The following is a 17,844-nucleotide window of genomic DNA, read 5'->3' as shown; positions in this document are numbered from 1 at the left end:
TAATATGAAATTGCATTTTAATAGCACTGCAAAGGTCAACAATCCGAACGAAGAAAAAGGAATTAAAGTTCCATATGCTGGAGCAAAAAGAACATCACATAAATTACGCTGGTATTTTTTAATTCTGATTGCATTGAGCCCTATTTGTATTGTCGCATGGATTTATTTAGTGCCGCAACTTAAGGTTGAAGCTGTTGGTATCATTACGACTGAACCGCTTCTGATTAAAGCTCCAAGTAAAGGAACTATTGAATTTGTTGACGTTAACCTTGGTGATTCTGTGATGAAAGATGAAATATTGCTCACATTATATAACCCTGAATTGACAGGGCAGTATCAAGAAGTTGACCGACAAATATTAAATCTAACTCAACAACAGATACCATTTAGCAAAACAATTATGACGCAGCTAGAACAAAGAAAGCGAGTCGCAAAAGAAGGCGTTGAAAGGCAGCAAGAATTACTTAATACGTATAAAGATTATAAAAGCCGCGGAATAGTCCCCGTTTCTGATTTAGCAAGCGCAATAGCTGCTTTTAACAGTGCTCAATTAAGTTACGAACAGACAAAAGTTGATATCTTGCGTGAGAAAGAGCGGCAAGAAATGGAACGCTTGTATGGATTAAAGGGGCAACGCTATCAAGATCTTTCAATTGAATTTGCAAAGTTGTCTGCACTGCAACAAAACCTTGTTGTTAAAACTCCGTTTTCGGGAAATATTAACGATATCTTTGTGCAAGATGGTCAGTTTGTAGATCAAAACTCACCATTATTTTCAGTAGATACCGGCAGAGAACTAAGAGTTCATGCTTATCTTGCACCAAAATTTTTGGAGTATTCAAAAATAGGTCAAAAAGCGACTGTAAAACTTCCAAATGGTAAAAAATTTGATGCTGTAATTAATGAATATACAGAGCTTACAAGTAAGATACCCCCGCAGCTTTCAGGTCCATTCGAAGGCGAAAAAGCCGCTTTAAAACTTATTTTGCAAGTAGATATTCCAGCAGAATACCATATAGAAGGATTACCTGTAGAAATTCAATTTGATCGCATCACAATGAAGGGGATGTCAGATTTATTTGCCAAACATTAAATAAAAAAAGCCCGGTCAGAACACACAAGAACCGGGCTTTCGACAACAATTTGGTTGGGGGAACTTTTACAGCGCTAGGTTTTGTTTTGCGCGACTTAAGTTGTGATTAACAAGTTCATTTTTTGAAATTTGCACCGCTTCATAAAAGTCAGAAAGTGCAGCAGTATCTTTTTCAGACATGATGCGGGCAACACCACGGTTACTAAGTGCAAACGAAGTTAATTCGCGGCGTTTGTAACCAGGTACCTTACTTGTACTTAGAAGAGAAATTGCTTGTGTACACAGGCTTTCCGCTTCTGAAAAATTCTTTTCTTTAACGCTTAATGCACAGCGGTTGAAGGCAGTTTCGTATTGGCTAGTTGCATTATCGTTCGTTTGAGCTTGCTCAATAACCATCAGTTTATAATCAGCTTGTTTGGCTACTGCCATCGCTGAGCAAGTTAATAAAGAGCTAAGTGCAATAGTGGTTACAAGTGTTTTTAACATGATAGTTTTCCTCTGAATAAGTTGGTGTTTCTTGCCAACGAGTGAACTTTAAAATATTCCCATAAGCTAAACAAACGATTAAATTAAAACTGATAGATGAAGAAATTTAATCTATAGAGTAATTACTCAGGATTCGGAATTTTACTGTGATGTAGAGGAGATGAAGTTGTTGTATTCCTGTATTGAAAGTTACAAATTAGCTGAGTTGATTGCTGATAAATTTAATGCTGTCTCTTATATAGAAATGTTATTTGGGTCCGTAAATTGTGGTTTTAAAATATATTTAGGTCAAAGGGGCACAGTCTTAATATTTGGACAGTAGCAATTGGTTAGTAACTTTGTTAAAACTAAACATCTTAAATAACAAGAGTTTATTGTGGTACGCAGACTAGCAATAAATTCATAATTATCATGATAAACCGTAAGAAGGAATACTGGTGCAAGGATATAGAATTAGCACAGACAAAACTGATCTTGATTTTGAAGTAATTTACGGTTTTATTTCAAAAAGCTACTGGGCGTCCGGAATACCAAAGCAGACGCTAGAAAAAGTCATTTCAACTAAGCCATTAACATTAACCTTTCGTGTGCACCAAGTGGCTGCGTAAATTATTCTTGTTATTATTTGAATTATTTACGTAATTGCTTTGTATACTTCCCAATCTACTGAAAATGACACCTTTTGATTGTGATCTTTGTTTTCCGAAATAAAAGCTAATGTATCAGGTTTTTTCTTTGGTAATGCAGGTGAATTGTGAAACCCATTTCCAACAAACCTAAAACCATGCTCCCATAATAATTGAGCAGATTTCCAACCACTTAAGTCTGATTTTTGTGGTGATTGAAATTGCCTACCCATAAATGCCATCTTGTTACCGCAGATCATGCATTTATGCGATAGTTCAGCTTCTGGCAAGTGAGCACTGTATTCTTCAATATTATTGGTAGCAGACTTCTTAAAAGAAACTCTGCAATCAAAACATGCGAACTTAAATAAAAAGCTTTCCATTAAGTTGTGTCCTCCGTGTTATATAAAAATATGGCTCAATCAAGGGTAAAGGACCTTTCTAATTTCAACAGGACCTTTCGCTATGCCTAATTTTTCTGCTGGTGTTTTACCATTATTCCCGGTTAAACAAAAGTTGTAATAGGCTCTTAGTATCTGCAATAGCTTATTTATTCTCTCAGGGTTGTATGGCTGCTTTCATGTCTATAAGTACACAGTGTTAGATGACAATTGCATTAGGCGCTCAAGTATAGATATTCTTCATCTTCATCTTCATCTTCATTCTCATAGCCATTAATGAAGAAAATACGTTTACGAATTACATTTATCTTATGAATTGGCACGTCAAGCCATATTCAGGATGTCTATTTATGTATTCTGGTGATTTAAGATCATCTTGTGTAATAATTCGTTTAGCATTATAGAAAAATAACAACAATTTAAAGGTTACATGGAACCAACTACTTTTATTTTGTAGTGAACTTGCGTTTGATTGCAGTGTTATCTTATACAGGCATTAGCAAATTTAAGGACAGAATTATGAAAACAGGACTCTTATCAATCGGGTTTTTAATTATATCAAATGTAAGCTTTGCTGACTGTAAAGTTGAGCTTGAAGAAAGGTTAAAAGACGATTTGAGCCTAACATACCAACAATTTGATCAGACGTACGATGCCGGTTTTAGATTGTTAGAAAAATCAGGTTGCCATGCTGAAGCTGCCATTCTGATAAAACGTTATATCTCTCATAATAATTCAAATGAAAGCTCATTAACTTGGCATTTAGCGCAAATGGAAGGGTTAGCGGGTGACTATCAACAAGCGGTTTTTCACGCTAAAAAAGTATTGGATCCCGATGAAAAGCTAAGTGGTTCAAAAATGTATTGGAATGACTTTGTACTAGGAAACATCGCTTTTTGGAATAAAGACAAAGCAAAACTAAAACAACACATAGCAAATATTGAAAAGGGACAAAGTTTTAAACCTAACCAGATAAATCTGAACTATTTGAATCAGTTACTCAAACATTTTGATTTAAGTTACAAACAAGCATTGTCTGAGCAACCAACCACTTAGACATGAATTATCGAATCTTCAACATATTCGACTTTATCCTAACAAATAATTCTGACTATAATTATGCAAATATTCTCTAAATTTCTTCTACTCTCTATCTTCATATTTGGTGTGCTTTCATTTAATGCGCTTGCTAACAAGCAGTCAGCTGATTTTGAAGTCATTAATCTCGCTGATGATTTTTATACTTTATATCAGTCAAGCAAGACGTTGACTGCAGAAAATAGAGCAGAGCAGTTTTCTCAACATTTCACCTCTCAATTTGCGCCTTTTTATAGTGACAAAAGCTTTGTTAAAGCTATTGAGGGTTTCAGTGGAATAGAAGAAGTATATTTTTCAAAAAATAGACGTTTATCTAAAGAGTTAAACAGCAGTTTGGAATCATTTATTGCTACTTTCCCTGATTTCAAATCTGAAACCCCCATTTACATACTTCACTCATTAGGAAGGTTCAATGGGGCAACGCGAGAGTTAAATGGTAAGACTTACTTAATGTTTGGTGTAGACCTTATGGCCAAATATCATACCTGGAAAAACGATACGCCATTCTTTCATCACGAGTTATTTCACGTTTATCATGAAAAATTATTTCAATGTAAGGATGAGCTATGGTGCTCTATTTGGACTGAGGGATTAGCTACTTACGTTTCACATAAATTAACTCCGTCAGCCAGTGATGATGAATTGATGCTAAACATACCTAGCAATTTGGTGAAAAAGATTCGCGCAAGGCAGCTCGATTCTTTCGTTGACCTTAAGAAAAAGTTTTACTCAAAAAAAACTGAAATATTTTCTTCATTTTTCAACTTCGCAAAGGACGAGACAAAGCTGCCATACCGAAGAGGTTATTACCTAGGTTATATTTTAGCGAAAGAAATTGGCAAGAATTACAGCTTAGAGCAATTGGCTAAAATGAATAAAAAGACAGTAGAGAGCCTATTGCTAAAAGAACTTGATTTATTGATAAAAGCGGAAGACTAAAAAACGAAACACCTAATCGACAAAACCCAGCTGAAGCTGGGTTTTGTGACAACACAATTCTGTGAGAACTTATAATGCTAAGTTCTTTTTCGCACGCGTTAAGTTGTGCTCTACTAACTCGTTACCTGAAATTTGTACTGCTTCGTAAAAGTCAGACAATGCAGCAGTGTCGTTTTCAGACATGATTCGAGCTACACCGCGGTTGCTTAATGCAAATGAGGTTAATTCACGACGTTTATAAGCAGGTACCTTGCTCTTGCTAAGCAAGCTGATTGCTTTAGAGCAAAGTGTTTCAGCTTCTGTAAAATTCTTTGCTTGAACACTTAACGCACATTGGTTAAATGCTAGTTCGTATTGACGGTTTGTTTCTACTGTTGCTTGTGTAGATTGATCAATAACCATTAATTTGTAGTCACTTTGATCAGCCACTGCCATAGCTGAACAAGTTAATAATGAGCTAACTGCAACGCGTTTCATAAGTGTACTAAACATAATCATTTCCTCTATTTGAGTCGGTATCAATCGCCGACAAATGAACTTTAATTGAACACTGCAAATTCAACAAACGATAAAAAATGACCTAATAGATGAAGAAATTTAACCTATAGACTTTAGTCTAATGTAATGAATTGGAATTAGAGGGGAAGCTTGAAGTTAGATAGAGGAAGCTTTTCGTTATTTGATCTTATGCCGATTGCTGAAATTGGCTTTAGCTATCAATTAACAATTTAACGGTTTAAAAAACGTACATAAGGACCCATTAATCTTAAGTCACCTACTGATGGATTGAAAATGGACTTACTTACACTTTTACTTATAGTTATCGTTGCTTTTGTTAGCCTAGTTATAGCCTTTATCATTTTGTCCCATATGGTACGTTGGGCTAAAAAAATGCCAAAAGGCGCTTATCTTTTTATGGCTTTATTTCCGCTTATCTCATTATTTCCGATACCGCCGCCCGTGTTCGAAAACGTTGCTAAAGCAAAGCATGAGCAACGTAAAAAACAAAAGCAAGATGATAAATAATCATAGGTAGGGAGAGCCATAAATTAAACAAATAGTTGTTTATTAATGGCTAAATCGGTACTTTAAGGTGGTATATAGTTGTTAAATAGGTAAAAAATAAAAAAGACTATGAAGCTTAAACTTGCGTGTTTATTACTATGCCCATTCGTTGCCAATGCAGCTGAAGATAAAGTGGCTGTTTATCTTAATTTTGAGCAAGCTTATTTGAGCAACGATGTATCTTTGTTTGCGCCATTATTAAGTAAAAACTATACGATTAAACAAACATTGCATATTCCTGGGCTAGGGTCAGATACTGTGCCTGTTACTAAAGCACAGTTACTTGAAGGCATGAAGCAAAATCCTAAGCCTAGTTCATTACCGCGTTCAAAAGCTGAATCAGTTAAAATAGAAACAATTTCAAAACAGCATTTCTGTGCACGTTCACAAACTTTAGATCAAGTCGTCGTGGCAGGTAAAAACTACGAAGAGAAGGAACTAAGAAAAGCGTGTTTTAAACACGAAAATAACAGCTATGAAGCCATATCACATACCATTGATGTGTATTATCGAGAGCTTTGATAGAGAAAGTTAACATTCTGAAGTTTCCGTGTATCAAATAAACGTACTAACTGATATTAATTACGGACAAACCCTATAAATGAGATAAGGAAATAAATATGAAAAAACAGTTAGGTTTAGTAGCTGGAGTATTTTTAGCATCAACAAGTTGTTTCGCAGCTGATAGCTTTCAAGTTGAAACATCTGTTTATAAAGCGAATGAGCTACTAGCATCGCCAGTAATGCTGGTGGAAGAAAAACAACCTGCGACCATCTCTATAGGTGAGGGGTTTAGCTATGAAGTTACAGTGATACCACAAAAAGAGAATACGGCGGCTATAGAAACATCTATCACACTCGCTGGCAGCTATTTTACACCTTCTTTTGTTGTGGAATATGGTAAACAAGCGTCTTTCGAAATTGGTGAAAACAAAGTGAGTATTTTAGTAACCAAGTCGAAAAGTTAAATTTTCAATAAACGACCCTCAATGAAATTGAGGGTCTTTAATCTTTTATTTTAGATGTTTGAAAGTATCAAGCATCCATTTAATAAATAGCTCTAATTGTGCATTGGTTTCACTAGGATCGTGTTGCACTAAGTAATATTTATCTTTTGTTTTTAATGGCATATCGGTGAAATTAAATAACCATTGCTCATCAAACCAAGTTTGACTAATAGGCAAGGGGATTAGGGCAATACCCATCCCCTGTTGCGCGGCACGTGCCACACCAAACATACTATCAACCTGAATAATTTGTTTTGGTGCAAAGTCATCAATACCAGCATGCTCTGCCCATTGGTGCCAAGCCCAAGGACGTGCTTTATGAAGTATAAGAGGAACTTCATTTAAAGCCTGAAACGGGTTTTCTTGCCATGCTTGCCAGTTTTCTTTATTGCAAGCTGGTGTATACGATAGCGAAAATAGCTCATGTACAACGCCTTCGTGCGGTTTAGATGAAGACAATACAATCGACAAATCGCTTTGCTTAGTCAGCTCTTTACGCGTTTTTAAGGTATTAAGCTGTAAGTTTGTATTTGGGTGCTCACTGGTCCATTCGCTCAGTTTTGGCATTAAAAGCTCACTGGCGAAAAACTCAGGTAGTGTAATACTGATCGTTACGTTTTCTTGTAACTGACTAAACTCATTAATGGTTTTTTCTAGCGCTTTAATAAGCGGTGATACAGAGTCATAAAAATTCTTACCAGCCGCTGTTAGGCGAATTGAACGGGTTTGACGTTCAAATAGTTCAATACCCAATTGTTCTTCTAATTGTTTGATCTGATGGCTTACAGCAGAAGGTGTAAGGTAAAGCTGGTTTGCTGCATCTTTAAAGCTAAGGGTGCGAGCAGCAAAACAAAATGAGCGTAGGCCACGAATAGGTGTTTGCATAGTTAATTTCAGTAAGTCTCAATAGCGCTTGTTAGTTAATTAACTGCTAAGCAATTATTATCCCAAAATGTAAAAAAATAGAGAGTAAAGAATGAATATAGCTAACTCTTGCCATATTGTATAAAAAACAGCCTTTAATCGCTCGTTTAATCTATGTTTAGGCAAATGTTTAGTAAAAAAGTGATCTTAGCAGTTTTAGCTATTTCGTCATAGTCTCAGTATTAGATACTGCCAATTCACTAAAGCAGGGCATTTTATACTATTTATGTGACAAAATGGTGCGGCGAAAGGCTGACTTTAGATAAAAAAAATCCCTCTTGCGAGGGATTTTGGGTAACTCAGCGCCATTGGCACTGGGAATGAGGTCGGTACATGGGATGTGAGTGGTTTAAAAAACCATCTCTGGAACATCACCTTCAACAAGCAATTTGCCTGCCGTTTTGCTAATAATTTCATCTACCGACACGCCTGGAGCGCGTTCGATTAGATGAAATGCGCCGTCTTTAACTTCTAGTACGGCTAAATCAGTTACGATTTTCTTTACACAGTTAACCCCAGTTAGCGGTAAAGTGCAACTTTCTAATAACTTAGAGTCGCCATGCTTGCTTGCATGAGTCATCGTAACAATAATATTCTTCGCGCCAGCAACGAGGTCCATCGCGCCACCCATGCCTTTAATTAGCTTTTTTGGGATCATCCACGATGCGATGTTACCGTTCTGGTCAACTTCAAATGCACCTAATACTGTTAAGTCTACATGACCACCCCGTATCATGGCAAAACTATCTGCACTATTAAATATTGCTGCACCTGTGGCTGCTGTCACGGTTTCTTTACCCGCGTTGATCATATCTGCATCAACTTGGTCTTTGGTTGGGTACGCACCCATGCCTAATAAGCCATTTTCAGACTGCAACATAACTTCGATACCGTCAGGTACATAGTTAGCAACCAGAGTAGGGATACCAATACCTAGGTTTACGTAATAGCCATCTTGTAGTTCTTGTGCAACACGCATTGCAACTTGTTCACGTGATAATGCCATTTTATTGCTCCTTAATCGCGAGTTGTTACACGTTCAATGCGTTTTTCAAAGTCGCCTTTGATCACGCGATTAACATAAATACCTGGGGTATGAATTTGGCTTGGCTCAAGTTCACCTGGCTCAACAATCTCTTCAACTTCAGCAACGGTAATTTTACCTGCTGTCGCGGCCATCGGATTGAAGTTCATAGCTGTGTGGCGAAATACAAGATTACCGTAGCGGTCGGCTTTCCATGCTTTAACAATGGCAAACTCACCTGTAATTGACTCTTCTAAGATATATGGGCGACCATCAAATTCTTTAACTTCTTTGCCTTCGGCTACAGGCGTGCCGTAACCTGTAGCTGTATAGAACGCAGGAATACCAGCACCACCGGCGCGCATCTTCTCAGCGAGTGTACCTTGTGGTGTTAAAACAACATCAATTTCACCATCGAGTAGTTGTTTTTCGAAAAGCGCATTTTCACCCACATAAGAAGCGATGATTTTTTTAATTTGCTTGTCGTGAAGTAAAACACCTAAACCAAAATCGTCGACACCGCAGTTATTCGAAACAACAGTTAGATTTTTAGTCTGTTTACGCTTAATTTCACTGATAAGTCCCTCAGGAATACCACACAAGCCAAAGCCACCAGCGATAATTGTATCGCCATCTTTTAAACCTTCCATTGCAGCTTCATAACTTGAAACCACTTTATCGAAACCGGCCATGAGCCTACTCCTTAATTATTCTGAGTGTTCTTTAGAGCAAGTGATACCTTGCTGACAGGTTGTTTATTTAGTGCACTGCAAATAGCCCAACCAGCTTTCGCCAGTCTTTCTAAATCAATTCCATGCTCTATGCCAAGTCCTTGCAGTAAGTAAACTACATCTTCAGTGGCAACATTTCCTGACGCGCCTTTGGCATAAGGGCAGCCACCAAGGCCTGCAACAGCACTGTCAACCGTTGCTATACCGCGGCTTAGGGCGGTGTAAATATTTGTGAGCGCTTGTCCGTAGGTGTCGTGAAAATGTACAGCGAGTTTTGATTTATCAATATGTTGCAAGAGTAAATCTAATAACTCATCGACTTTTTTCGCCGTACCTACACCAATGGTGTCGCCAAGGCTAATTTCGTAACAACCAAGCTCGAGTAATCGCTCTGATACTTTTAATACATCATTGTAGTCGACATCACCTTGATATGGACAACCCATGACGCAGCTAACATAACCTCTAACACGAATGTTATTCGCTTTGGCAAAATCCATTACATCTTTAAAGCGGTCAATACTTTCATCAATAGAGCAGTTAATGTTCTTTTGACAAAACGCTTCACTTGCCGCTGTAAAGATTGCAAATTCTTGTATGCCGACTTGTTTTGCCGCCTCTGCACCCCGTAAATTCGGGGTGAGGGCACTTAAGTTAACGTCTGGCAAATTTAATGCGCTTATTACATCGCTAGAGTCAGCCATTTGTGGCACCCACTTAGGTGACACAAAGGCGCCTGCTTCAATATCTTTAAGCCCAGCATCTGCAAGGGCGTTGATAAGAGCGACTTTATCTTGGGTATTAACGGTAGCTTCATTTTGCAAACCGTCTCTGGCGCCAACTTCTACAATGCGAACAAAATCAGGAAACTGTGCCATTACGCCTCCGGCTCTTCAACAATCGCGAGCATATCACCATGACTCACCAGTTCACCTTCAGCAAAGCAATAGCTGGTTAATACACCATCATGTGGGGCATTAAGCGTGTATTCCATTTTCATCGCTTCGATGATGACAACAGCGTCACCTTTAGCAACAGTACTACCCACTTCAACTAAATGTTTAACAACAGTACCATTGAGTGGTGCAGCAAGTGGCAACGCATCACTTTCGTGTTCACTAATATAGTGTTTATCAATCAGTTCTAGCACCATTTGCTGTGCTTTGTACATCACTGTAATGTGAGAGTCTGTTTGATTAATATGAGCCACAACTTTTTCGCCATTAACAACTAAGTTTGCAAGGCCATTTTCAACCTTGCCCGAGGTTGTATAGTCAACCCCATCTAAGCTAATTTTAAAGCCATCTGAGGTCTTAACAGCATGAACGTTTAAATCTACAAACGGAATTGTTGTTTTAGCATCACTGTTTAGCATAAAGCCTGTTAATTGTTGCCATGGGCTGCTGCTTTCACCTTTTAGTTGATGTGCATACGCATAGGCTGCCACAACGGTCGCAATAACAGACTGTTGCTCGTTTTTAGCAACAAGGCGCTCACCTTGGTCTTCAATAAAGTGCGTATCGGGTGCACCTGCTTGAAAAGTAGCGTGGTTAGCAAGATTATGTAAGAAATTAACGTTACAGCTAAAACCTGCAAGGTGGAATTGCTCTAGTGCTTTTGATAAACGCCCAAGCGCTGCCTCACGGTTATCATCATGAACAATTAATTTAGCAATCATAGGATCGTAGAACGGGCTAATTTCATCACCCGCTGCAATCCCTGTATCTATACGTACAAATTCAGATTCGTTCGGTGTGAATAGGGCGTCAATGTGGCCAGAACACGGAATAAAGTCATTACTTGGATCTTCTGCATAAATACGTGCTTCAAAGCTGTGACCTTGTAGCTGAATATCTGCTTGGCTAAGTGGTAATGCTTCACCTGCCGCAATATTGATTTGCCAATTCACCAAATCAACACCGGTTACCATTTCTGTTACTGGGTGCTCTACTTGTAAACGGGTGTTCATTTCCATGAAGAAGAATTCATCACCGCATAATAAAAACTCAACTGTACCTGCACCGCGATAATTAATCGCTTGGGCACAACGTACCGCAGCTTCACCCATTTCTTTACGAAGTGCATCAGATAAACCCGGAGCAGGGGCTTCTTCAATTACTTTTTGGTGACGACGCTGTAAAGAGCAGTCACGGTCACCTAAGTACACACAGTTACCATGGCTATCGGCAAAAACTTGTACTTCAACATGGCGCGGTTTGGTGACATAGCGCTCTAACAGTACTAAATCGTTACCAAAGCCGGCTTTTGCTTCACGTTTTGCGCCTTCAAGTGCACCGATAAAGTCTTTTGCGTGTTCAACAACTCGCATGCCTTTACCACCGCCACCAAAGGCCGCTTTAATCAGTACCGGATAACCAATTTTTTCAGCTTCAGCTTGTAGGAAATCTGTATCTTGATTGTCACCATAGTAGCCTGGCACTAATGGTACATTTGCTTGGTGCATAATTTCTTTAGCGCGGGTTTTTGAACCCATGGCTTCAATACTTGATGCTGGCGGGCCAATAAAGGCGATATCATTTTTCTCACACGCGAGTGCAAAGTCACAGTTTTCAGATAAAAAACCATAACCCGGGTGAATACAATCAACACCTGCTTGTTTAGCTACATCGATTATTTTGTCTGCTACTAAGTACGAATCTTTACTTGGCGCAGGGCCAATGTGATACGCCTCATCAGCAAGCTTTACGTGCTGAGCATGTTTATCAGCATCTGAGTACACTGCAACCGTAGTTAAGCCCATTTGCTTTGCTGTACGCATAACTCGGCAGGCAATTTCACCACGGTTGGCAACGAGAATTTTTTTCAATGATTTTGTTGTCATAATGGTTCCTATTTCTGCCAGTTAGGGGCACGTTTTTCAAAAAATGCAGTCAGGCCTTCTTGGCCTTCTTCAGATACACGAATGCGTGCAATGCGTTCTGCGGTTAACTCAATCAGTGCATCATCTATTACGTTGCCAGCGACATCATTGATTAGCTGTTTTGCTGCTTTAACAGCAACAGGACCATTGTTGACAAGGTTTTGTAAGTGTTTGTCGAGCGCTGTTTGTAAATCGCCAGTGATCTGGTGAATTAAACCCAGTTGCTTGGCTGTATGTGCGTCAAAAATCTCAGCCGTTAAAAAGTAACGACGTGCAGCGCGTTCACCAATGGCTTTAATGACATAAGGGCTGATAACTGCAGGAATAAGACCAAGCTTTACTTCACTTAAGCAAAACTGTGCATCGTCTTGGCAAATTGCGATATCACAACACGCAATCAAGCCTAACGCACCGCCAAATGCAGCACCTTGTACGGCACAAATTGTTGGATGTGGGCTTGTAGCAAGGACTTTCATAAGCTTTGCTAGCTGCATAGAGTCCGCTAAGTTTTCTGCAAAGTCATTGCCAGCCATCGACTTCATCCAGTTTAAATCAGCGCCAGCAGAGAAGTGCTTACCGTCGGTTTTTAAAACCAGTGCGCGCACATCACAGCTATTTGCGTGTTCAATTAATCGGATCAGCTCACTGATGACCTCTTCGTTAAATGCATTGTGTTTTTCAGGGCGACTTAGTACCAGTACAGCCACATTTGATTTTGTTATTTCGAGTGTTACTGACATAAGGCCTCCATTACATTCTAAATACGCCGAACTGCGAATCGCGCTCTGGTGCATTTTTAGCTGCACTTAAGGCAAGCCCTAATACATTGCGAGTATCAGCAGGATCGATAATGCCATCATCCCAAAGGCGGGCACTGGCGTAATATGGATGACCTTGTTTTTCGTATTGCTCGATAATTGGCTTTTTAAACTCACTGACTTGCTCATCAGTCATGCTTTCGCCTTTACGGGCTAAACCGTCTTGTTTAACTTGTGCAAGAACGCCTGCTGCTTGTTCACCACCCATTACAGAGATACGGGCGTTTGGCCACATCCACATCATGGTAGGTTCAAACGCACGGCCACACATACCGTAGTTACCTGCACCATACGAGCCACCAATTAACACGGTGAATTTAGGTACATCAGCACATGACACTGCGGTTACCATTTTCGCACCATGTTTGGCGATGCCTTCGGCTTCGTATTTTTTACCAACCATAAAGCCAGTAATGTTTTGTAAAAACACCAAAGGAATTTTGCGCTGTGCACATAGCTGTATAAAGTGCGCGCCTTTTTGCGCTGATTCACTAAATAAAATGCCGTTGTTGGCAACAATACCGACAGGATGACCAAAGATTTTTGCAAAGCCGGTTACTAGTGTTTCGCCAAAGTAGCGTTTAAATTCATCAAATGATGAATCATCAACAACACGGGCAATTACTTCGCGTACATCAAATGGCTTTTTAAGGTCGGTACCCACAATGCCGTAAATTTCGTTAATGTCATAACGCGGAGGTTTAACATCATCAAGTAACGGTGCAGTAGGGCGCTGATAGTTTATTCGTTCAATACATTGGCGCGCGATAGAAAGAGCATGGGCATCGTTTTCAGCATAGTGATCGGCAACACCTGATGTTTTACAGTGAACATCGGCACCACCGAGCTCTTCAGCACTTACTTCTTCACCGGTAGCCGCTTTAACCAGTGGCGGGCCTGCTAAGAAAATTGTGCCTTGCTCTTTTACGATAATACTTTCATCAGCCATCGCTGGTACATAAGCACCACCTGCAGTACATAAACCCATAACAACCGCAATTTGTGGAATGCCTTTACCAGACATACGCGCCTGATTATAGAAAATACGGCCAAAGTGTAATTTATCTGGGAATACATCATCTTGTTCAGGCAGGTTTGCACCGCCTGAATCAACTAAATAAATACAGGGTAAATGACAACGCTCTGCGATATCTTGAGCACGTAGGTGTTTTTTCACTGTTAGTGGAAAGTATGTACCGCCTTTTACGGTTGCATCATTGGCGATGATCATACATTCAACGCCTTTCACACGACCAATACCAGCAACAACACCGGCACATGGAATAGCTTGTTCGTACACACCAAAGGCAGCAAATTGTGAAATCTCTAAAAATGGCGAGCCTTCATCAAGTAGCGTTTCAATACGATCACGAACAAACAACTTACCACGGCCTTGGTGGCGCTCAATCAGGGCAGGGCCACCACCTAAACGGATATCAGCGACTTTTTCACGTAAATCACTTACGAGCGCTGCCATGTTGTCGTGATTTTGCAAAAATTGCGGATCGTGTGGATTTACACTCGATTTTAAAATCGTCATAACAAGGTCCTATCGGCTTTCAGTGAATAATTCGCGACCAATTAGCATGCGGCGGATTTCTGAAGTACCTGCGCCAATTTCATATAGTTTTGCATCACGTAATAAACGACCTGTCGCGTATTCGTTGATATAACCGTTACCACCTAAGATTTGGATAGCATCAAGGGCCATTTTAGTCGCAAGCTCTGCGGCATATAAAATAGCGCCAGCGGCATCTTTACGCGTTGTTTCGCCGCGATCACATGCACGAGCAACCGTGTAAACATAAGAACGAGCTGCATTCATTTGCGTGTACATGTCAGCGATTTTGCCTTGAATCAGTTGGAACTGACCAATTGGGCTATCGAATTGTTTACGCTCATGAATATAAGGAACCACAATGTCCATACATGCTTGCATAATGCCAAGCGGGCCTGCAGCTAAAACAACACGCTCATAATCAAGGCCACTCATAAGTACTTTTACGCCTTCGTTTAAGTTACCTAGAATGTTTTCTGCTGGTACTTCGCAATTCTCGAACACTAATTCACAGGTGTTAGAGCCACGCATACCAAGTTTGTCTAGCTTCTGCGCAGTAGAGAATCCTGGTGTGTTACGTTCAACGATGAACGCTGTGATCCCCTTAGGGCCGGCATTTAAATCTGTTTTTGCATAGATAACAAAGGTATCAGCATCTGGACCATTCGTGATCCACATTTTGTTACCGTTAAGTACAAATACATCGCCTTTTTTCTCAGCTTTTAATTTCATTGATACAACGTCAGAACCCGCATTTGGCTCACTCATCGCAAGGGCACCAATGTGCTCACCGCTGATAAGCTTAGGCAGGTATTTTTCTTTTTGAGCCTGTGACCCATTACGGTTAATTTGGTTAACACATAGGTTTGAATGAGCACCATAACTTAAACCAATCGATGCGCTTGCACGGCTAATTTCTTCCATTGCAATAACATGCTCAAGGTAACCAAGGCCCGCACCGCCAAATTCTTCAGGTACTGTCATACCTAATAAACCCATTTCGCCAAGCTGTGGCCAAAGTTGATTAGGGAAGGCATTGTCTACGTCTGTTTGTTCTGCAAGTGGGGCAATTTCTTGGCTCGCAAAGCTATTAACATGATCGCGGATCATGTCTGCTGTTTCGCCAAGTCCGAAGTTCATTTCTTTATAAAGTGAAATAGTGCTCATAATGTGTGTTCCTGTGAGAGTCTGTTGACGAGATTGTTGTCAGGTTATTCGTCTAAATTATTAAGGGTTTCACGACAGCGGCGTTCTGCTGTAACCAATTCCATCAGTACAACTTTAATGTCATCCATCTGTTGGCTTAGGTCTGCTTTTTTCTCTGCGATAAGGTCAAGCATAGTCACTAGCTGTTTAGCACTTGATTTATCTGCATCGTAAAGTTCAAACAAACGGCCCGTTTCGGCCAAGGTAAAACCTAAGCGTTTACCGCGTAGAATAAGTTTTAGTCTTACTTTGTCGCGTTTTGAATAAATACGGGTTTGACCATTGCGATCAGGTGAGATCAGGCCTTGGTCTTCATAAAAGCGGATAGAGCGGGTTGTAATATCAAATTCTTTTGCTAGTTCGCTGATACTAAACGTTTGCTCATTGCTAGCAGGTTCAACTGCTGCGCTTTCAAAGTTTGTTTGATTGTCTTGTTTCATGATTTATTTACCTCATTCGAATAACACCAATATAAGTGAAGTTTACGTAAAGGTAAAGGGGGTTTTGGGAGTTATACTTTAGACTTATAAAGATAACTGGTTGGATTTGTTGAAAAGCTTTATTTATCTAGCCTTGTAAGCAGATGTTCGATTTTTAATACAACAAAATACAGATAAGTTTACAGTTTTGCCAGCCGCAAAAAAGTTGATTTTAGATTTACGTTGGCGTAAACGTAAATATTATGTATGCTGAATTAAATCGAAATTAAACTATAACAAATTAACTGTTTGGTTACACATGATTTGAACACATGATGATAACCACTTACATGGAGCCAATTATGACTACTGAAGCCGTTGTTATTGTTGCCGCAAAACGTACCCCTATGGGTGGTTTTATGGGCGCACTAAGTGGTGCACACGCAACTGATTTAGGTGCTACAGCTATTAAAAGTAGCTTAGAGCAAGCCGGTTTATCTGCCGATAAGATTGACGAAGTGATCATGGGCTGCGTATTACCAGCTGGTCTTGGTCAAGCACCTGCACGCCAAGCAATGTTAAAAGCGGGTCTTAATCAAGGTACTGGCGCTACAACAATCAACAAAGTATGTGGTTCTGGCTTAAAAGCTGCAATGTTTGCCCATGACTTAATTAAATCAGGCTCTATCAACTCAGCGGTTGCTGGTGGCATGGAAAGCATGAGTAATGCCCCTTACATGTTACCAAATGCACGTTCAGGTATGCGTATGGGTCATGGCGAAGTAAAAGATCACATGATGTGTGATGGCCTTGAAGATGCTTACGACAACAAAGCAATGGGTTGTTTTGCACAAGACACTGCTGATCAGTATTCAATTGGTCGTGAACAAATGGATAACTTTGCGCTTAGCTCACTAACTAAAGCGAATAGTGCGATTGAAACCGGCGCATTTGCAAACGAGATTGCCGCGCACACTATTTCTACACGCAAAGGTGATGTGACCGTTGCGATTGATGAGCAACCAGGCAATGCACGTCCTGATAAAATCCCGGGTTTACGTCCTGCATTCAAAAAAGACGGTACGATTACAGCTGCAAACTCGTCATCAATTTCTGATGGTGCAGCAGCGCTTGTGTTAATGCGTGAATCAGATGCTAAAGCACAAGGTTTAACACCACTGTGTCGTATTGTTGCTCACAGCACACACTCTCAAGCACCAAGTGAATTTACTTTAGCACCTGTTGGCGCAATGCAATCGCTTTTAGAAAAAGCCGGTTGGTCTGTTAATGATGTTGATTTATGGGAAATCAACGAAGCGTTTGCCATGGTGACTATGCTTGCAATTAACGAGTTAAAACTTGATGAAAGCAAAGTAAACGTAAACGGCGGTGCCTGTGCACTTGGTCACCCTATTGGTGCAAGCGGCGCGCGTATCTTAGTTACCTTAATTCATGCATTAAAAAATCGTGGTCTTAGCAAAGGTGTTGCCTCACTGTGTATCGGTGGTGGTGAAGCTGTTGCTATGGCTGTTGAAGCTATTTAATCGCTTTAGAATTTTAATCTCTCA

Annotated in this window: 19 protein-coding genes; 7 read left to right on the top strand and 12 right to left on the bottom strand. The window is 39.9% G+C overall.

What is annotated here, in order from left to right; translation table 11 throughout:
- The first annotated feature begins 4 nt into the window (after nucleotides 1–4).
- Nucleotides 5–1,093, top strand: coding sequence for an HlyD family secretion protein (locus IMPJCBKJ_RS10445; protein ID WP_054553787.1), 1,089 nt, complete (start codon nucleotides 5–7; stop codon nucleotides 1,091–1,093).
- Nucleotides 1,094–1,159: 66 nt separating this feature from the next.
- Here the strand turns inward: IMPJCBKJ_RS10445 and IMPJCBKJ_RS10440 are convergent, their stop codons facing one another.
- The gene (locus IMPJCBKJ_RS10440; protein WP_054553788.1) at nucleotides 1,160–1,579 is read right to left on the bottom strand and encodes a hypothetical protein; all 420 of its coding nucleotides are present in this window, start codon (nucleotides 1,577–1,579) and stop codon (nucleotides 1,160–1,162) included.
- Nucleotides 1,580–2,213: 634 nt separating this feature from the next.
- A complete protein-coding gene (locus IMPJCBKJ_RS10435; RefSeq protein WP_166340189.1) occupies nucleotides 2,214–2,588 on the bottom strand; it encodes a hypothetical protein in 375 nt (124 codons plus the stop codon).
- Between the two features lie 537 nt (nucleotides 2,589–3,125).
- Here IMPJCBKJ_RS10435 and IMPJCBKJ_RS10430 point away from each other — a divergent pair.
- Nucleotides 3,126–3,662 (top strand): hypothetical protein, encoded by a 537-nt coding sequence (locus IMPJCBKJ_RS10430; protein ID WP_166340187.1) that lies wholly within the window; start codon nucleotides 3,126–3,128, stop codon nucleotides 3,660–3,662.
- 63 nt (nucleotides 3,663–3,725) lie between these two features.
- Nucleotides 3,726–4,643 (top strand): DUF5700 domain-containing putative Zn-dependent protease, encoded by a 918-nt coding sequence (locus IMPJCBKJ_RS10425; protein WP_166340185.1) that lies wholly within the window; start codon nucleotides 3,726–3,728, stop codon nucleotides 4,641–4,643.
- A 69-nt stretch (nucleotides 4,644–4,712) separates the two neighbouring features.
- Here IMPJCBKJ_RS10425 and IMPJCBKJ_RS10420 read toward each other — a convergent pair whose 3' ends face one another.
- Nucleotides 4,713–5,135 carry a hypothetical protein gene (locus IMPJCBKJ_RS10420; protein WP_166340183.1) on the bottom strand — a complete coding sequence of 141 codons (423 nt, stop codon included), beginning with the start codon at nucleotides 5,133–5,135 and terminating at the stop codon, nucleotides 4,713–4,715.
- Between the two features lie 300 nt (nucleotides 5,136–5,435).
- Between IMPJCBKJ_RS10420 and IMPJCBKJ_RS10415 the strand changes: the two genes are divergently transcribed.
- From IMPJCBKJ_RS10415 to IMPJCBKJ_RS10405, 3 genes are all read left to right on the top strand, one after another.
- Nucleotides 5,436–5,669 (top strand): hypothetical protein, encoded by a 234-nt coding sequence (locus IMPJCBKJ_RS10415; protein WP_166340181.1) that lies wholly within the window; start codon nucleotides 5,436–5,438, stop codon nucleotides 5,667–5,669.
- 108 nt (nucleotides 5,670–5,777) lie between these two features.
- Nucleotides 5,778–6,230, top strand: a complete 453-nt coding sequence (locus IMPJCBKJ_RS10410; RefSeq protein WP_166340179.1) for a hypothetical protein — start codon at nucleotides 5,778–5,780, stop codon at nucleotides 6,228–6,230.
- Between the two features lie 98 nt (nucleotides 6,231–6,328).
- A complete protein-coding gene (locus IMPJCBKJ_RS10405; RefSeq protein ID WP_166340177.1) occupies nucleotides 6,329–6,676 on the top strand; it encodes a hypothetical protein in 348 nt (115 codons plus the stop codon).
- A gap of 45 nt (nucleotides 6,677–6,721) precedes the next feature.
- Here the strand turns inward: IMPJCBKJ_RS10405 and IMPJCBKJ_RS10400 are convergent, their stop codons facing one another.
- The 9 genes from IMPJCBKJ_RS10400 to IMPJCBKJ_RS10360 all read right to left on the bottom strand — a co-directional run bounded on the left by IMPJCBKJ_RS10400 (nucleotide 6,722) and on the right by IMPJCBKJ_RS10360 (nucleotide 16,297).
- Complete coding sequence (locus tag IMPJCBKJ_RS10400; RefSeq protein WP_054553795.1) at nucleotides 6,722–7,600, bottom strand: LysR family transcriptional regulator; 879 nt, start codon at nucleotides 7,598–7,600, stop codon at nucleotides 6,722–6,724.
- Between the two features lie 388 nt (nucleotides 7,601–7,988).
- Complete coding sequence (locus IMPJCBKJ_RS10395) at nucleotides 7,989–8,645, bottom strand: 3-oxoacid CoA-transferase subunit B (RefSeq protein WP_054553796.1); 657 nt, start codon at nucleotides 8,643–8,645, stop codon at nucleotides 7,989–7,991.
- Between the two features lie 11 nt (nucleotides 8,646–8,656).
- A complete protein-coding gene (locus tag IMPJCBKJ_RS10390; RefSeq protein WP_054553797.1) occupies nucleotides 8,657–9,355 on the bottom strand; it encodes a CoA transferase subunit A in 699 nt (232 codons plus the stop codon).
- Between the two features lie 11 nt (nucleotides 9,356–9,366).
- Nucleotides 9,367–10,272 carry a hydroxymethylglutaryl-CoA lyase gene (locus tag IMPJCBKJ_RS10385; protein ID WP_166340175.1) on the bottom strand — a complete coding sequence of 302 codons (906 nt, stop codon included), beginning with the start codon at nucleotides 10,270–10,272 and terminating at the stop codon, nucleotides 9,367–9,369.
- Complete coding sequence (locus tag IMPJCBKJ_RS10380; RefSeq protein WP_166340173.1) at nucleotides 10,272–12,236, bottom strand: acetyl/propionyl/methylcrotonyl-CoA carboxylase subunit alpha; 1,965 nt, start codon at nucleotides 12,234–12,236, stop codon at nucleotides 10,272–10,274. Before IMPJCBKJ_RS10380 ends, IMPJCBKJ_RS10385 begins: the two co-directional genes overlap by 1 nt.
- A gap of 8 nt (nucleotides 12,237–12,244) precedes the next feature.
- Nucleotides 12,245–13,015 (bottom strand): enoyl-CoA hydratase/isomerase family protein, encoded by a 771-nt coding sequence (locus tag IMPJCBKJ_RS10375; protein WP_166340171.1) that lies wholly within the window; start codon nucleotides 13,013–13,015, stop codon nucleotides 12,245–12,247.
- A gap of 10 nt (nucleotides 13,016–13,025) precedes the next feature.
- A complete protein-coding gene (locus IMPJCBKJ_RS10370; RefSeq protein WP_054561520.1) occupies nucleotides 13,026–14,633 on the bottom strand; it encodes a carboxyl transferase domain-containing protein in 1,608 nt (535 codons plus the stop codon).
- 9 nt (nucleotides 14,634–14,642) lie between these two features.
- Nucleotides 14,643–15,818, bottom strand: a complete 1,176-nt coding sequence (locus IMPJCBKJ_RS10365) for an isovaleryl-CoA dehydrogenase (protein WP_054561519.1) — start codon at nucleotides 15,816–15,818, stop codon at nucleotides 14,643–14,645.
- Nucleotides 15,819–15,862: 44 nt separating this feature from the next.
- Nucleotides 15,863–16,297 carry a MerR family DNA-binding transcriptional regulator gene (locus IMPJCBKJ_RS10360; RefSeq protein WP_054553803.1) on the bottom strand — a complete coding sequence of 145 codons (435 nt, stop codon included), beginning with the start codon at nucleotides 16,295–16,297 and terminating at the stop codon, nucleotides 15,863–15,865.
- A 341-nt stretch (nucleotides 16,298–16,638) separates the two neighbouring features.
- Between IMPJCBKJ_RS10360 and IMPJCBKJ_RS10355 the strand changes: the two genes are divergently transcribed.
- The gene (locus tag IMPJCBKJ_RS10355) at nucleotides 16,639–17,820 is read left to right on the top strand and encodes an acetyl-CoA C-acyltransferase (protein ID WP_054553804.1); all 1,182 of its coding nucleotides are present in this window, start codon (nucleotides 16,639–16,641) and stop codon (nucleotides 17,818–17,820) included.
- Nucleotides 17,821–17,844: the final 24 nt, after the last annotated feature.

This window comes from Pseudoalteromonas sp. MB47 (assembly GCF_011319765.1).
Taxonomy (GTDB): domain Bacteria; phylum Pseudomonadota; class Gammaproteobacteria; order Enterobacterales; family Alteromonadaceae; genus Pseudoalteromonas; species Pseudoalteromonas simplex.
The sequence above is the reverse complement of the archived record's forward strand: the minus strand, read 5'-3'. Positions and strand labels throughout refer to the sequence as shown.

Bases quoted from the DNA above. Each gene is read 5' to 3' on its own strand.
- IMPJCBKJ_RS10445 (WP_054553787.1), top strand. From the start codon at position 5: ATGAAATTGCATTTTAATAGCACTGCAAAGGTCAACAATCCGAACGAA.
- IMPJCBKJ_RS10440 (WP_054553788.1), bottom strand. From the start codon at position 1,579: ATGTTAAAAACACTTGTAACCACTATTGCACTTAGCTCTTTATTAACT.
- IMPJCBKJ_RS10435 (WP_166340189.1), bottom strand. From the start codon at position 2,588: ATGGAAAGCTTTTTATTTAAGTTCGCATGTTTTGATTGCAGAGTTTCT.
- IMPJCBKJ_RS10430 (WP_166340187.1), top strand. From the start codon at position 3,126: ATGAAAACAGGACTCTTATCAATCGGGTTTTTAATTATATCAAATGTA.
- IMPJCBKJ_RS10425 (WP_166340185.1), top strand. From the start codon at position 3,726: ATGCAAATATTCTCTAAATTTCTTCTACTCTCTATCTTCATATTTGGT.
- IMPJCBKJ_RS10420 (WP_166340183.1), bottom strand. From the start codon at position 5,135: ATGTTTAGTACACTTATGAAACGCGTTGCAGTTAGCTCATTATTAACT.
- IMPJCBKJ_RS10415 (WP_166340181.1), top strand. From the start codon at position 5,436: ATGGACTTACTTACACTTTTACTTATAGTTATCGTTGCTTTTGTTAGC.
- IMPJCBKJ_RS10410 (WP_166340179.1), top strand. From the start codon at position 5,778: ATGAAGCTTAAACTTGCGTGTTTATTACTATGCCCATTCGTTGCCAAT.
- IMPJCBKJ_RS10405 (WP_166340177.1), top strand. From the start codon at position 6,329: ATGAAAAAACAGTTAGGTTTAGTAGCTGGAGTATTTTTAGCATCAACA.
- IMPJCBKJ_RS10400 (WP_054553795.1), bottom strand. From the start codon at position 7,600: ATGCAAACACCTATTCGTGGCCTACGCTCATTTTGTTTTGCTGCTCGC.
- IMPJCBKJ_RS10395 (WP_054553796.1), bottom strand. From the start codon at position 8,645: ATGGCATTATCACGTGAACAAGTTGCAATGCGTGTTGCACAAGAACTA.
- IMPJCBKJ_RS10390 (WP_054553797.1), bottom strand. From the start codon at position 9,355: ATGGCCGGTTTCGATAAAGTGGTTTCAAGTTATGAAGCTGCAATGGAA.
- IMPJCBKJ_RS10385 (WP_166340175.1), bottom strand. From the start codon at position 10,272: ATGGCACAGTTTCCTGATTTTGTTCGCATTGTAGAAGTTGGCGCCAGA.
- IMPJCBKJ_RS10380 (WP_166340173.1), bottom strand. From the start codon at position 12,236: ATGACAACAAAATCATTGAAAAAAATTCTCGTTGCCAACCGTGGTGAA.
- IMPJCBKJ_RS10375 (WP_166340171.1), bottom strand. From the start codon at position 13,015: ATGTCAGTAACACTCGAAATAACAAAATCAAATGTGGCTGTACTGGTA.
- IMPJCBKJ_RS10370 (WP_054561520.1), bottom strand. From the start codon at position 14,633: ATGACGATTTTAAAATCGAGTGTAAATCCACACGATCCGCAATTTTTG.
- IMPJCBKJ_RS10365 (WP_054561519.1), bottom strand. From the start codon at position 15,818: ATGAGCACTATTTCACTTTATAAAGAAATGAACTTCGGACTTGGCGAA.
- IMPJCBKJ_RS10360 (WP_054553803.1), bottom strand. From the start codon at position 16,297: ATGAAACAAGACAATCAAACAAACTTTGAAAGCGCAGCAGTTGAACCT.
- IMPJCBKJ_RS10355 (WP_054553804.1), top strand. From the start codon at position 16,639: ATGACTACTGAAGCCGTTGTTATTGTTGCCGCAAAACGTACCCCTATG.